This window comes from Corallococcus sp. EGB, assembly GCF_019968905.1.
Taxonomy (GTDB): Bacteria; Myxococcota; Myxococcia; order Myxococcales; family Myxococcaceae; genus Corallococcus.
The window spans coordinates 5,486,833-5,500,234 of the sequence record NZ_CP079946.1 but is presented as its reverse complement, the minus strand read 5'-3'; the positions used below and the strand labels follow the sequence as shown (position 1 = coordinate 5,500,234).

The following is a 13,402-nucleotide window of genomic DNA, read 5'->3' as shown; positions in this document are numbered from 1 at the left end:
GCGGTGGCGCGGCGGGCGGCAGACAGCAGGGCGCGTAGCTCAGCGGTAGAGCACTGCCTTCACACGGCAGGGGTCGCAGGTTCGAAACCTGCCGCGCCCACTCAAGAAAGGCCGTGAGTCCCCAGGGGCTCACGGCCTTTCGCTTTTCCACCTCTGGACAGTCGCCGTTCCCGGGGCGGAGGCGCCCGTTGGCTGCCGCACGCGGCGGGGCCGCAGTGTCGGGTTCCGGCGGAATCGGCATGGGCGGGGCGTGGTCGGCGATCCGCGGAGTGTGCGAGCGTCACGGCCGTGCCCAGAACATTGCGATTCACGTGGGATCAGCAGGGACGGGCGGTCGTGAGTGGCCTGCCGCCCGATGACGTGCTGGCGGACTACCTCGCCCAGGAGCTGCACCCGGATCCGAATCGGGCGCAGGGCGTCCTGAACGTGCTGACGGCCCTGAGACAGGGACGGCAGGAGCGTTGGGACGTCACCGGAGAGACCTGGAGCGTGGAGCTCAACCGGGCCCGGGCCTCCATCCACAGCGAGGTGGCCATCCCCGGCCGCTCCCAGGACCTGCCCCTGGAGGAGTTCGAGGCCGCCATCCGCTCCTGGCTGGAGTTCATGGAGCTGTCGCGGGCCCACTGACTCGCGCGCCGCGGAGCGGTGGAAGAAAGAGGCCCGAGCCCCCACGCACTTCGAGGGCCCGGGCCCGGAGCCCCACACCCCATGGGACCCACAGCCAGAAGAATTTGTGCCGCGAAGGCGTCAGCTCTTCGCCGGAGCTGGTGCGTCCGTCGGCGCGCGGGGTGACGCGTCGCCGGTGGTGGGCGCGTGCGGCGGCGTCTGCTTCGCCTTCACCAGCGAGGCCACGATGCTGGCGCCCAGCACCAGCGCGATGATGCCCAGGGAGATGGCCGGGGACAGATGCACCACGTCCACCAGCGCCATCTTCGCGCCCACGAAGACGAGCACGCCGGACAGGCCGACCTTCAGGTAGGTGAACTTCTCCATCGCCCCCGCCATCAGGAAGAAGAGCGAGCGCAGGCCGAGGATGGCGAAGATGTTCGACGTGAAGACGATGAACGGGTCGCGCGTCACCGCGAAGATGGCGGGGATGGAGTCCAGCGCGAAGAGCACGTCGGACGCCTCCACCAGCAGCAGCGACATGAGCAGCGGCGTCGCCAGCTTCCGGCCGTTCTCCACCGTGAGGAAGTGCTGGCCGTTGAAGTGCGGCGTGGAGGGGATGACACGGCGGGCGGTGCGCATCAGCCAGCCGTCCCCCGGGTTCTCCTCGTGGTTGCGCTGGATGAAGAGCTTCACGCCCGTGATGATGAGGAAGGCGCCGAAGACGTAGATGAGCCAGTGGAAGCGCTCCAGCATCGCCACGCCGGCGAAAATCATCGCCGCGCGCAGCACCAGCGCGCTCAGGATGCCCCAGAAGAGGACCCGGTGCTGGTGGATGGCCGGGACCTTCATCGTGGAGAAGATGACGACGAAGACGAAGATGTTGTCGACGGAGAGCGACTTCTCGATGAGGTAGCCGGTGAGGAACTCCATGCCCGGCCCGGCGCCGTAGCGCCACCACAGGAAGCCGTTGAACGTCAGCGCCAGGCTCACCCACACCGCGCTCCAGGCCCCCGCCTCCTTGAAGCTCACCGTGTGCGCCTTGCGGTGGAACACGCCCAGGTCGAGCGCGAGCATCGCGAAGACGAACGCGATGAAGCCGCCCCACATGAGGGGGCTACCGATGGTTTGGAAGGATTCCAAGGTGTTCACCTGGGGAAGGCACGGGGAGCCAACCCCTCTCAAATAGGAGCGTTGGCTATCTTCGGCAAATAGAGATTCCGGACGCGAAGCTTCGGGAAAACGGAAGTCTCATCGGGGTCAGCGCGGACGCCAGGGTAGGGGAGCCGGACGAACGAGGGCTTTGGCGGCCCATGTCGGCACGGAAATGTTCATTTCCGTCACGGTTTTCACGGCCCCGGCTGAAGAACGCTTTGACCGGGCCAACGAGACCAGCCGAGCGTCCGAACCGCCCGTGGCCCGTGAGCCTGGAGGCATGGGGCGTGGGTGAAGCGTGCCGCCGGCGAAGGCGTCGCGGCCGCTGCCCGTCTCGACGGCCCCCGAGCACGGAAGTCCCCCCTCCTGATGCGGAACCGAATTGTCTTCACGTCCAGCGTGCTGCTGGTGGCGCTCCATGCCCTTGGCTGCAGCTCGAGCCCGGCGGGTGACACGACACCTCCAGCCAGCGAGGAGAGCCCCTCCGAGCCTGCCCTCCCCACGCCTCCCGAGCAGGCCCCCGAGCCGGGAGGCACTCCGGAGCCCATCCCCTCGGAGCCGGAGGTCCCGCAGGAGCCCTCCACGCCCGCGCCCACCGAGCCGCCGGTGACCGCGCCAGACCCCGCGCCCTCGAGCGTGGATGGCTTCGGCGTGACGATGCTCTACCCCTCGCTGCCGAACGGTGAGTCCTGGGCGCTCGCGGACAATGCGACCGCCGACCGGCGCTTCGACCCGCAGAACACCATCACGCGCAACAGCGACGGCTCCTGGAAGATGAAGAGCACGAAGGTGCGCATGAGCGCCTTCCCCTCCACGGGCTACGACGCGAAGGCGATCACGACCTACAACCGGGACATGCTGGCCAGCCGCGGCTACATGCAGGCGCCCAACGACTGGAAGAACATCGAGATGACCGGCTTCGTGAAGGTCAACGCGGTGGCGGACGCGAAGGACAACTTCGCCTGGTACGCGCGCGGCGGAAAGCACAACGACAACAACTCCGGCTGCGAGGGCAGCAGCTACAAGGGCGGCCTGCACTACGACGGGCGCGTGCGCTGGGAGAAGGAGACCTGGCACGTGTCCTATGATCAGACCCCGTACAAGCAGGTCACGTCCTCGCTGATGGGCCGCTGGGTGGGCTTCAAGGCCGTGATGCGCAACGTGGCGGGCGCCAGGGGCGCGGAGGCCGTGAAGCTGGAGCTGTACCTCAACGACAACGCCGACAAGGTGACCTGGAAGAAGGTCTACGACCAGACCGACGACGGGAACTGGGGCGGTGACGCCCAGCACTGCGGCGGATCCATGGCCGCCATGCCGATTTCGTGGGGCGGCCCCATCGCCACGTTCCGCTGGGACAACGCGACGGACGTGGACTTCAAGTGGTTGAGCGTCCGGGAGATCCAGCCCTAGGCCGGCCGCACGCTGCACGTCGTGGAGTGGAAAGGGGAGGGAGGCCTCGCGAGGCCTTCCTCCTTTTTTGTTCGCGGCCCGACGTGGCGCGCGTGGGTTTTCCAACAGGACTGGCGCGCCGGGGTGCCGCTGGCGGGAGACGCCCTAGCTTCGCAGCCTAGCTGGCGCCGGGGCCTCGGGCCGCCCGCGCACATCCACTCCAGGGCGCGGTCCTCCCGGCCGCGCCCTCCACACGAGGGACGACGTTCATGCGGATCACCTTCCTGGGTCATGCGGGCTTCGCGGTGGAGACCGCCGGGGCGCTCGTCGTCATGGATCCGTGGCTGACGCCGCAGGGGGCCTTCGACTCCGCGTGGATGCAGCTGCCGCGCAACCACCACCTGGCGCCGCGCGTGCGCGAGCTGCTGGAGACGCCGGGCAAGGAGCGCTTCCTCTACATCAGCCACGAGCACAAGGATCACTTCGACCCGGAGTTCCTGGCCACCATCGCGAAGCGGGACTTCACCGTGCTGGTGCCCAAGTTCCGCCGCTCGGAGCTGCGCGACATCTTCGAGAAGTACGGCTGCAAGCGCGTCATCGCGTGCGAGGACTCGCGCGAGATTCCCATCAAGGGCGGCTACATCAAGCTCTTCGTGTCCGAGCAGGGCACCAACCGCGACTCCAGCGTGATGGTGCGCGGCGACGGGCAGTGCTTCCTCAACATCAACGACTGCAAGATGCATGACCGGCTGGTGCGCGTCATCGCGGAGGAGGGGCCCATCGACGTCTTCTCCGCCCAGTTCTCCGGCGCCATCTGGCACCCCACCTGCTACGAGTACCCGAAGCAGACGTACTCGGCCATCTGCCAGAAGAAGCGCGACAGCAAGTTCGAGGCGGTGTCGCGTGCGCTGGAGGTGGTGCAGCCCCGCGCGTACATCGCGGCGGCGGGCCCGGCGGCCTTCCTGGATCCAGCGCTCTTCAGCCTGAACTTCGAGGACGTGAACATCTTCCCGCGCGCGCCGGTGCTCTTCTCGTACCTGGAGAAGCGCCTGCCCACGCTGCCCACGCGCTACCTGGAGCCCATGCCCGGGGACGTGCTGGACGCGGGCACGCTGGAGTTCGTGTCCCAGGTGCCGGAGCGCGTGACGACGGAGAACTTCAAGGACTACCTCCACACGTACGCCCAGGACATGGCCTACGTCTTCCGCGAGCGCCGCCGCAACCTGATGCGCGAGGAGGTGGACGACATCCACGCCCGCATGCGCGTCGAGTTGCAGCGCAAGCTGGACCTGCTGGACCTGCATGACCGGGTGGGCATGCCGCTCTACGTGGAGCTGACGGAGGCGCCCACGCGGCTGCTGCGCGTGGACTTCAAGAACCGCCGCGTGGATGAAGTGCCGGAGATGCGCGACAAGACGCGCTACGCGATGAAGGTGAACGCGAGCGACATCGTGCGAGTGCTGGACCGCAAGCTGAACTGGGAGGACTTCCTGCTGTCCTTCCGCCTGCGCCTGTCGCGCAACCCGGACGTCTACGAGCCCGTGCTGCACGGCTTCCTGGGCGTGGAGGTGGAGGACATCCGCGAGTTCTGCGACGGCATCCGCGCCACGGAGTCCCAGAAGGAGCGCACCGTGGTGGAGGCCGGCGGCAAGCGCTTCTCCATCCTGCGCTTCTGCCCGCACCAGGGCGCGGACCTGTCCGAGGGCTGGGTGGAGGAGGGCCGCTTCGTGGTGTGCCCGCGCCACCGCTGGCAGTTCGACCTGCAGAACGGCGGTACGTGCAAGACGAACAACTCCTCGCTCTGCGCGGAGCCCCTCGTGGACAAGCCGGAGAAGGTGGAGCGCGGCGGCGACAAGGCACCCGCGGTGGACAAGGCGCCCGTTGAATCTCCGCGCGTCTGAGGTCCTCCGCCGCCCCGGCCGCGTGGACGAGCGGCCGGGTCAGCGACGCGAGGTGGGACTGGTCGTCTGGGGTACGAGCAGCTCGAAGCGCACGCGCGCGTTGTCCGTGCGCATCCCGGCGGGGCCTTGCAGTCCGAGCGCCTCGCCGGGCAGCACGCCCTCCCAGACGCGCTGTTCGTCCGCGTACACGGTCAGCACGTTCGTGTCGATGCGGGCGCGCAGCGCGTGCGAGTCACCGGGGGACAGCAGCTCCAGCGGCTCCATGAAGCGGGGGCGCACGGTGGTGTAGCCGGCGTTGCCGCACTCGCTGCTCTCGTGCGCGTTCGGGTTGGACTTGAACTGGACCACGATGCCCGCGGAGGGCGCGATTCGCCACATGGCGTAGAGGACGTTGCAGCCATCCCGGGCGCGCAGCTTCAGACCCACCTGTTCGCGCAGCTGCCCCGACTCCAGGGGAATCACCTCCGAGGTGACGCCGAGCCAGGTGAAGCGCAGCTCCACCTCGTCGCCCGTCGTCTCCAGGACGACGGCGCGTTGCCGGGGCCCCTCGATGGCGAAGTGCGTCCCGTCCGGCGCCTCGTCACCGAGGCTCTCGACCTGTCCCTCCGTGACGTGCAGCTGCGACCGCGTGACCGGGGTCAGGCCGTTCAGCACCGAAGGGGCCGCGCGCTTGGCTCGCGCCGTGGAAGGAGCGGGGGGGGGCATGGGCGGCCTCGCGCTGCTGCACGCGCCGTGACTCAGGAGCAGCACCCCCGCCCACAGCATCAACGCGCCCGATGTCCCGAGCGCGATCCACCGACGTTGTCGCACATTCCTCATGACCCCGTGCCTCCCAGGAGTAACCGGAGCGTCCGCACGTGCGCGCCCAGATAGGCCTGCTCCGCCTGGAGCCGCGCCAGCTCCAGTTGAAGATAGTCGCGGAAACGGCGCACCTGGTGGGTCTGCAAGTGCTCCATGTCGCGTAGCTGTCCCTCCAGGTCGGACACCAGCGTGGACAGCTCGCCCAGCCGCTGCTGTTCGGTCCGCTCGGTGATGCGCAGCTCGCCCAGCAGCTGGCGCACGCGGCGGGGGGCCCCGTCCACCGTGTCGCGCGCCTCCTGACGGCGGCCCTCGCGCGCCTGGGCGTTGGCCCGGCCCTGCCAGAGGTGACCCAGGTTGTAGCCGAGCGTCAGCTGGCCGAAGAGGGGCGCGCTCTGGTGGACGTCGAAGACCTCGTCGTAGCCGCCGCGCACGCTCAGGCGCCAGGCGGCGGCCCTGCGCAGGCCGCCGGACAGCGCCTCCACCTCATCGTCCGCGGCCTCGAAGGCGTGGAGCAACGCGTCCAGCGTCTGGTTTTCCGGCAGCGCGGGTTCGAGCTCCAATTGCTCGCGGGCCCGGGCGGTGTCGCGCGCGAGCGAGCGCAGATGATCCAGCCGCACCTGCAGCGCGTTGAGCTCCTCCAGCGTCGCGCTGCCGTCGCGCAGGTCGTCCCGCAGCTGGGTCACCAGGCCCTCCGCGCGGGGCAGGGAGGTGGCCAGGGCGCGGGCACGTGCGTCCAGCGCCGCCGCCTCCCCCAGCCGCGAGCCCTGCTCCACGGCGCTCTGGAGCGCGGCGAGCGCCTGGTAGCGCCGGCACTCGGCCTCCGCTCGGGAGCGCAGCGTGCGGCCGCGGTAGATGCCCACGAAGTCGTAGCCCAGCCCCGCGGTGACGCGCAGCTTGGGCGACCCCAGCGGCGCCTCATCCGAGCCTCCCTCCGCGTCGCCCGCGTTCACCGCGCCGACGCTGGCGAAGACCTCTGGTGCGAACTCCAGGGCGGCCTGCGCGCTCGCGATGCCACGCATGTGCTCACAGTAGCCCCTCGTGAGGTCTCCTCGGGCCCGCACCGCCCCCGCCTCTTCCTCTGCCGGGGCCAGGCCCGCCCACAACCCGAGCCCCAACAGGGCTCCCCTCGCGAGGCTCGTCTGCATCCTCCGCTTCCTTTCTGGTTCCAGTTCCACGACGGCGCTCACAGCATCAACGGAGGCCGGCCCAGATGGAGCAGCGGCTCTCGCGCGCTGGGCGCGTCGCGAAGCTGGAGTTCCACCATCACGCCTCGCAAGTGGTACTGGCGGATGGGGTGCTGCTGGGACACCTCACCCTCCAGCGCGGGCCCCACCACGCCCACCGCACGGCACCAGAAGATCTTGAACGCGCAGGTGTAGAGCGGCGTGCCTTCCCGGGCGTTGGGCATGTTCTCGTAGGGCACGAAGGCCACGGTGAGGTTCTGCTCCAGCGCCTTCAGGTACGGCGAGCCATGCACCACCTGGAGCAGGTGGTCGAAGCGGCGGATGCGGTCATCCAGCGCGCGGACGTCCTCCTCCAGGCTCTTGCGCTGCGCCTGCGCCCGGGCCAGCGCCAGCACCGACTGCGTGTATTCGCGCTCCAGCAGCAGCGTGTCCGTCGTCAGGCCCGTGGCGGTTTCGTCGCGGCCCAGGCCGTTCTCCGCGGCGGTGAGCCCCTCGCGCTCGCGCCGGAGCGTGTCCAGGCGCATGTCCAGGTCCACCGCCTCCTGCGCCAGCGACAGGTTGTTCTGCGCCATCTGGGCCAGGTGGTGGTTGGTGGTGAGCACGTCCTCGCGCTCCATCAGCCTCGCGCTGTAGAGCGCCTTCGTGCGCGTGCGCGCCAGGCCGCTGTATGCGCGGTTGGACTCGGCGATCTCCTCGCCCGCCCGCAGGTACTCCTGGCGCAGCGCGCTCAGCCGCTTCGTCAGCCGGTCGCGAGAGGCCTTCTCTCCCTTCAGCGCCACGGCGAAGCGCTGCTGGAAGGACTGCTCCGTGGCCACGGTGCGTTCGGCCTCCTGGAGGCGGTCGGCGGCCTCGCGCCGCCTCGCCACGAGCGCGTCCCGCTCCGACTCCTGCTGCGCCGCCTGCGCGTTGAGGGCCAGGATGTTGGGGTCGGTGGGCGACAGGATGGTGGGCGTCGCCCAGCTGTTGCTCGTCAGGAAGAAGCCCTGCACCGCGAGGAAGGACATCAGTCCCAGGAGGATCAGCGCCAGCAGCACTGTCCCCATGAGCTTGTAGGCGGACACCGCGACGGTGTTGAGCCGGTTGGCGACCTGTTGATTCATGACGGGGTTCCCTCACCTGCAGACGTGGACGTGAGCTTCACGGGGGCGGGAGCGGGGACTGGGACCGGGACCGGGATGGGGGCAGGAGTCGGAGTCGCGACCGGGATGGGCGTCGCGACCGGGATGGCCGTGGCGACCGGGACGGGCGTGGCGACCGGAGCTGGCGCAGGCGCGGGCGTGGGGCTGCCGCGCGTCTCCCAGCTCCCGGAGTCGAGCGTCAGGAGCGCCAGCGGTGTGAACAGCGCGTATGTCACCGGCATGAGCAGCGCCATGGGCAGGAAGCTCACGGGATGCACGCGCCGCTCCTCGGGCAGGTAGCGCGTCTCGAGCCGGTAGATGAAGCCCAACAGGCCAATCACCAGGAAGTGGAACGCGAGGATGTCCCAGAACTCGCCGTTCAACATGTTGTGGACGATGACCACCGGGTACGACAGGAGCAGCGCCAGCTGCGACACGTAGTGCACGGTGATGACGGGGTGCAGCCGCCACGCGTGCGACAGGCCGCAGATGAGGTCCACCAGGTTGGAGCGCCGCCAGCGCAGCTGCTGGCTGAAGTAGCCCGCGAGCGTGGAGGGCGCGGCGGTGAAGCAGTATGCGTCCAGCGTGTAGACCGTCTCGTAGTCGTGCTTGACGATCTGCCGCGTGAGGAAGCGGTCCTCGCCGTACTTGATGGGGATGCCCGCGATGGCGCGCGACTCCAGGATGGGCTCCAGCTCCAGCAGCACCGAGCGGCGATATGCCGTCAGACATCCGGACAGGCACATCACCTGGCGGAACGAGCGCTCCAGGTCCTTCAGCCACTTCTGGGCGAAGTGGAACTTGATCTCGATCATCCGCGTCAGCCAGTTCTGGTGGCGGTTGATGACGAAGGTGCGCCCGCCCACGGCGGCCACGTTGGGGTGCACGAAGCGGCGGATGAGCTGGCGCACGGCGCTCTTCTCCACCACCACGTCGGAGTCCACGGAGACGATGATCTCCGCGTCCTCCGCGGCGCGGACGCCCCGGTTGATGCCCTTGCGCTTGCCCATGTTCTCCAGATTGCGCATCACCCGGACATGGGGGTGGCCGGCCGCGGCCTTGTTCGCCCACGCGACGCTGTCGTCGCGCGAGCAGTCATCCACGACGATGATCTCGGTCAGCTCGCGGGGATAGTCCTGGGCGAGCAGCGCCTGGATGGTGTGGTAGATGCCCTCGCCTTCATTGAACAGCGGAACGACGATGGCGACTTTCGGGCGGTAGGTGTCATCCACCCGTTCGAACCGCCGACCCTTCAGCCGCCTCATGAAGGGGCCAAGGATGTAGCGATTCATCAAGACGACGATGAACAGTAAATGGATGGGAAAGAGTTCCATCGGCCCGCGCCCCCCTACGCCCCGGAAGGGCCCCGGGAACCTCCCGGAGCCCTTCCTTCCGTCCCCAGACGGCCGCTCCACCCCTGTGAAGCGCCGGAAGGTTGGGGCGTCGCGGACGTCCCGCCAACTCCCCGGGACCGGTGGGCCGTGGGCTGTCAGGGAGACTGCATCCGCGGCCTGACCGCGCGGGCCCGCGTCCCGGTGGCATTCCACCTCCTCCGGACACGGGAAGGACGACAGGCGGGGTTCAGGCGCCCACCACCGTGACGAGCACGGTGGAGGTGAAAGGCGTGCGATAGTCCGCGCAGTCCCTGCGGTAGTCCGCGGTGAAGCTCAGCCCGACCTCGGAGTCCGCGGTCTCACGTCCGCCGGTGCCCGTGGTGATCGCCAGGTCGATGACGCAGGCGAACCTTCCATCCTGAGGAGGGATGAGCAGGTGGCAGGTGCCCGGGTTGACCGTGAAGGTGGACTCGCCCGTCATGGTCGCGGTCAGGTCGCAGTCGAAGGGGGAGAGGGAGACGCGCAGTCCATCCCGTGACTTCGCCACCGCACTCAGCTCGAGCGTGAGATGGAAGGACTCGGTCTCATCGGTCGCCTGCGCGGTGAGCACCATCACGGCGGGGCGGGTGCCCGTGACGCTGGCGCGCGTGTCCTTGAGTTCTTCCTCGGAGGGGCCCGCGCCCACCTCCTCCCCACCGCATGCGGCACTGAAGAGGGAGAGGGCGGCGGCGGACACCAGGGCGAGTGTGCGAAGCATCGGGCGGGCTCCTTCTGGGAATGGGACCGCGCTCGGAGACGAACACCCGCTGGGGATATTCAAACGGCCAACGCCCGGGGCAGCGCTGACGCCCGGGCCAGGTCCCGGGTGAGCTCCGCCTCCCGCGCCTGTCGCTGGGCCTCGGAGGGGAACGCGATGACCGCCAGCGATTCGCGCGCGGCGGCGGCGACGCGGTCCACCCCGTCCCGGGAGACGACGCCCGCGTGGAACGCGTCCACCGCCGCGCCCACGTAGGTGTCGAAGAAGAAGACGTGCCGTTCGCGCCAGGCGTCGCGCGTGTCCTGGGGCGTCGCCACCACGTCGTGGATGAACACGGCGCGCACCGCCTGGGGCAGGGCCTCGCGCATCCTCGCGCCGAACTCCACGTCGCCCTGGCCGCTGTCGCCCACGAAGACGAAGCCGTACTCGGGGAAGAGGCGCGCGTACTGCTCGAAGTTCTCGAACTTCTTGTGCGCGATGCGCGTGTTGCCCACGAGGTAGAAGAAGCTGCCGGACAGCATCACCGCCAGCGGCACGCCGCGCTCGCGCAGGGACTCCAGCGTCGCGTTCTCGATGAGGCCCAGCGGGTCCTGCGGACGAGCGCTCACGAACACGAGGTCGCCCGCGCGGCCCGGGATGATGCCCGGCCCCCGATCCAGCTCCTGGTAGAACGCGAGCACGCCCGGGTACACCGTCTTCGGCGGGTAGCGCTTGTCCACCCAGTTGACGAAGAACGTGTCGTCGATGTCGCTCAGGACCTTGTTCTCCCCGCTGGGGAAGGCCTGTGCCTCGCGCTGGAAGTGGGCGAGCAGCTCCGCGCGCACCGCCCGGTCGTCCACGTCGTCGAACACCAGCTTGTGCAGGTCGTGGTACTCGCCGCCGGCCTCCAGCAGGTTCTTGAACGCGGTCAGCTCGCGGCCCTTCAACCCGAGGAACAGGTCGCGCAGCCGGCGCTCCGCCTGCGCGGGCGTGGCGCCCTGCTGGAGCGCGGTGGCCAGCGACGCGCGCACCGGCAGGGACAGCTCCGCCGCCCGCCGCGTGCACAAGAGGTCCAGCAGCGCCGTGTGGTTGTCCGGGCCCACCAGCCGGTCATCCAGGTCAGACAGCAGGTGCATCAGGTCCACGTTGGACAGCAGGTGGTTCAGCTCCTCGCCGGTGGCGCCCTCCAGCAGGTCCAGGATGCGGCGCTCGTCGTTCCGGTCCGTGTGGCCCGTCATGTCCCGGCGCAGCGCCTGGAGCTTCGTCGTCGCGGTGGGCAGGTCCATGCGTGTCTCTCCCCCGGTGTGGGCCGTGAAGCCTACGCGCCCGCCGAGCGGACGGACCAGCCCCGTGACAGGCGCGGCGGTTCCTGATTGCCTGCACGCCATGACGGTGCCCCCTTCCTCCACGCCCCTCGACCTGCGCCCCGACGAGGTCCACGTGTGGCTCGTCGAGCCCGAGCGCATCGATGACCCGCGCCTCCTGGAGGCCTACAAGGCCCTGCTGGACCCCGGCGAGCGCGAGCGGCAGCGGCGCTTCCACTTCGAGCGGCACCAGCGGCAGTACCTGGTGTCGCACGCGCTGGTGCGGTTGACCCTGTCGCGCTACGCGCCCGTCGCGCCGGAGGCCTGGCGCTTCGTCCCCAACGAGTACGGCCGCCCCGCCATCGTGGGCCCCGTGGGCCAGTGGCTGCGCTTCAACCTGAGCCACACCGACGGCATGGCCCTGGTCGCGGTGGGCCGCGACGTGGACCTGGGCGCGGACATCGAGGACGCGGAGCGGCCCGGTGAGACGGTGGAGATCGCCGACCACTACTTCGCGAAGACGGAGGTGCAGGCCCTGCGCTCACTGCCGAAGGAGCACCAGCGCGGGCGCTTCTTCGAGTACTGGACCCTGAAGGAGGCCTACATCAAGGCGCGCGGTGCGGGCCTGTCCCTGCCGTTGGATCAGTTCGCCTTCGACCTGGTGCCGGGCCGGATGCCGAGCATCGCCTTCGACCCGCGGATGAACGACCTGCCGGACGTGTGGCAGTTCATGCAGCACAAGCCGTCCGCCCGACACCAGGCGGCGGTGGCCTTCCGCAGGCCCCGGGGCGGGGCGCTGTCCGTGCGGTGGCAGCACACCGTGCCGCTCGCCGGAGACATGGCCCCCCTCATCAAGACCGCACAGGCCGGGGGCTGACGTCAGGAGGCGGTCGCGCCTTCCGCGCCCGCTACGTCGCGGCCGTCATCCAGCGCGTCAGGTCCTCGCGGACGGCCGCCAGCACCGGCGGTCCGTGCGTGCGGATGAAGAAGTGGCCACCCTCGAAGTGGCGGATGCGCACGTCGGCGGTGGTCTCCTCGCGCCAGTGCTCCATCATGTCCAGGCCCACGTGCTTGTCCCCCTTGCCCGCGTACACGGACAGCGGGATGTCCAGCGGGCCCGAGTCCTGGCCGTTCTCCGCCCAGGCCAGCCCGAAGTCCGCGCGCAGCGTGGGGAGGATGAGCTCCAGCAGCTCCTTGTGCTGGAGGACCTCCTCGGGCGTGCCGTCGTACTCGCGCAGCTTCGCGATGAACCCCGCGTCAGGCAGCGTGTGGATGGGCTCGCGGTCGTTGTGCGACGGCGGGGGCGCCGCCGCGGCGATGAAGCCCAGCGGCTTCGGGCCGCCCTGGCGCTTCAGCCTGCGCGCCACCTCCAGGCCGATGCGCGCCCCCATGCTGTAGCCGAACAGCGCGAAGGGCCGGTCCATCAGCGGCGTCAGCGCGGGCATCAGCACGTCCATCAGCTCCGGCAGCGTCTTGAGCGCGGGCTCCATCAGGCGCCGCTCACGCCCGGGCAGCTGCACCGCGCACAGCTCCACGCCCGTGGGCAGCGCATGCAACCACGGGGTGTAGATGGCCGCGCTGCCGCCAGCGAAGGGCAGGCAGAACAGGCGCAGGCGCGGCTCCGGAAGCGGCTTGCGGGACGGGAACCAGCGGTCGAGGACGGGAGGGGAGGCGCTTGCCATGGCGCGGCCGTCTATACCATGCGCCCCCCGCGCGAAACTCCCCCGCGCACGCAGGGTGAAGGCCGGGGACGGGCACGCGGAAGGATGCGTGAAACATCCATCCCGTCAGGTCGTCCGGCCATGTTTCACCGCCCCCTCCGGCATGTCGCATCCGGCGTGTCTCAGCGCCGGTGGACGCGGAAACTTTCATGG

At 69.6% G+C, this 13,402-nt stretch carries 12 protein-coding genes and 1 tRNA gene; 5 read left to right on the top strand and 8 right to left on the bottom strand.

The window, feature by feature from the left end; genetic code table 11:
• The first annotated feature begins 28 nt into the window (after positions 1-28).
• Both KYK13_RS22695 and KYK13_RS22690 read left to right on the top strand, forming a co-directional pair.
• Positions 29-100: transfer RNA gene (locus KYK13_RS22695), tRNA-Val, on the top strand.
• A 236-nt stretch (positions 101-336) separates the two neighbouring features.
• Entirely contained in the window at positions 337-627 is a 291-nt protein-coding gene (locus KYK13_RS22690; protein ID WP_223633073.1) for a hypothetical protein, read from the top strand.
• 120 nt (positions 628-747) lie between these two features.
• Here KYK13_RS22690 and KYK13_RS22685 read toward each other — a convergent pair whose 3' ends face one another.
• Entirely contained in the window at positions 748-1,749 is a 1,002-nt protein-coding gene (locus tag KYK13_RS22685) for a TerC family protein (protein WP_223633071.1), read from the bottom strand.
• A gap of 378 nt (positions 1,750-2,127) precedes the next feature.
• Between KYK13_RS22685 and KYK13_RS22680 the strand changes: the two genes are divergently transcribed.
• Entirely contained in the window at positions 2,128-3,171 is a 1,044-nt protein-coding gene (locus KYK13_RS22680; RefSeq protein ID WP_223646713.1) for a carbohydrate-binding protein, read from the top strand.
• Between the two features lie 248 nt (positions 3,172-3,419).
• Positions 3,420-5,051 (top strand): Rieske 2Fe-2S domain-containing protein, encoded by a 1,632-nt coding sequence (locus KYK13_RS22675; RefSeq protein ID WP_223633062.1) that lies wholly within the window; start codon positions 3,420-3,422, stop codon positions 5,049-5,051.
• 39 nt (positions 5,052-5,090) lie between these two features.
• Here the strand turns inward: KYK13_RS22675 and KYK13_RS22670 are convergent, their stop codons facing one another.
• The 6 genes from KYK13_RS22670 to KYK13_RS22645 all read right to left on the bottom strand — a co-directional run bounded on the left by KYK13_RS22670 (position 5,091) and on the right by KYK13_RS22645 (position 11,510).
• Positions 5,091-5,756: a hypothetical protein gene (locus tag KYK13_RS22670; RefSeq protein ID WP_223633059.1), complete on the bottom strand. Its 666-nt coding sequence runs from the start codon at positions 5,754-5,756 to the stop codon at positions 5,091-5,093.
• A 110-nt stretch (positions 5,757-5,866) separates the two neighbouring features.
• Positions 5,867-6,997, bottom strand: a complete 1,131-nt coding sequence (locus KYK13_RS22665; RefSeq protein ID WP_223633056.1) for a hypothetical protein — start codon at positions 6,995-6,997, stop codon at positions 5,867-5,869.
• Positions 6,998-7,035: 38 nt separating this feature from the next.
• Complete coding sequence (locus KYK13_RS22660) at positions 7,036-8,136, bottom strand: hypothetical protein (protein ID WP_223633054.1); 1,101 nt, start codon at positions 8,134-8,136, stop codon at positions 7,036-7,038.
• Positions 8,133-9,488: a glycosyltransferase family 2 protein gene (locus KYK13_RS22655; RefSeq protein ID WP_223633051.1), complete on the bottom strand. Its 1,356-nt coding sequence runs from the start codon at positions 9,486-9,488 to the stop codon at positions 8,133-8,135. Before KYK13_RS22655 ends, KYK13_RS22660 begins: the two co-directional genes overlap by 4 nt.
• A gap of 247 nt (positions 9,489-9,735) precedes the next feature.
• Complete coding sequence (locus KYK13_RS22650) at positions 9,736-10,245, bottom strand: hypothetical protein (RefSeq protein ID WP_223633048.1); 510 nt, start codon at positions 10,243-10,245, stop codon at positions 9,736-9,738.
• Positions 10,246-10,304: 59 nt separating this feature from the next.
• Entirely contained in the window at positions 10,305-11,510 is a 1,206-nt protein-coding gene (locus KYK13_RS22645) for a phosphatase domain-containing protein (RefSeq protein WP_223633046.1), read from the bottom strand.
• A gap of 100 nt (positions 11,511-11,610) precedes the next feature.
• On the opposite strand from KYK13_RS22645, the gene KYK13_RS22640 reads away from it, so the two are divergent.
• Positions 11,611-12,405: a 4'-phosphopantetheinyl transferase superfamily protein gene (locus KYK13_RS22640; RefSeq protein WP_223633043.1), complete on the top strand. Its 795-nt coding sequence runs from the start codon at positions 11,611-11,613 to the stop codon at positions 12,403-12,405.
• A 31-nt stretch (positions 12,406-12,436) separates the two neighbouring features.
• Here KYK13_RS22640 and KYK13_RS22635 read toward each other — a convergent pair whose 3' ends face one another.
• Positions 12,437-13,210: a thioesterase II family protein gene (locus KYK13_RS22635; protein ID WP_223633040.1), complete on the bottom strand. Its 774-nt coding sequence runs from the start codon at positions 13,208-13,210 to the stop codon at positions 12,437-12,439.
• Positions 13,211-13,402 lie beyond the last annotated feature (192 nt).

Excerpts from the sequence above, each read along its gene's own strand:
- KYK13_RS22655 (WP_223633051.1), bottom strand. The coding sequence starts at position 9,488 with ATGGAACTCTTTCCCATCCATTTACTGTTCATCGTCGTCTTGATGAAT.
- KYK13_RS22635 (WP_223633040.1), bottom strand. The coding sequence starts at position 13,210 with ATGGCAAGCGCCTCCCCTCCCGTCCTCGACCGCTGGTTCCCGTCCCGC.
- KYK13_RS22660 (WP_223633054.1), bottom strand. The coding sequence starts at position 8,136 with ATGAATCAACAGGTCGCCAACCGGCTCAACACCGTCGCGGTGTCCGCC.
- KYK13_RS22640 (WP_223633043.1), top strand. The coding sequence starts at position 11,611 with ATGACGGTGCCCCCTTCCTCCACGCCCCTCGACCTGCGCCCCGACGAG.
- KYK13_RS22670 (WP_223633059.1), bottom strand. The coding sequence starts at position 5,756 with ATGCCCCCCCCCGCTCCTTCCACGGCGCGAGCCAAGCGCGCGGCCCCT.
- KYK13_RS22675 (WP_223633062.1), top strand. The coding sequence starts at position 3,420 with ATGCGGATCACCTTCCTGGGTCATGCGGGCTTCGCGGTGGAGACCGCC.
- KYK13_RS22650 (WP_223633048.1), bottom strand. The coding sequence starts at position 10,245 with ATGCTTCGCACACTCGCCCTGGTGTCCGCCGCCGCCCTCTCCCTCTTC.
- KYK13_RS22645 (WP_223633046.1), bottom strand. The coding sequence starts at position 11,510 with ATGGACCTGCCCACCGCGACGACGAAGCTCCAGGCGCTGCGCCGGGAC.
- KYK13_RS22665 (WP_223633056.1), bottom strand. The coding sequence starts at position 6,997 with ATGCAGACGAGCCTCGCGAGGGGAGCCCTGTTGGGGCTCGGGTTGTGG.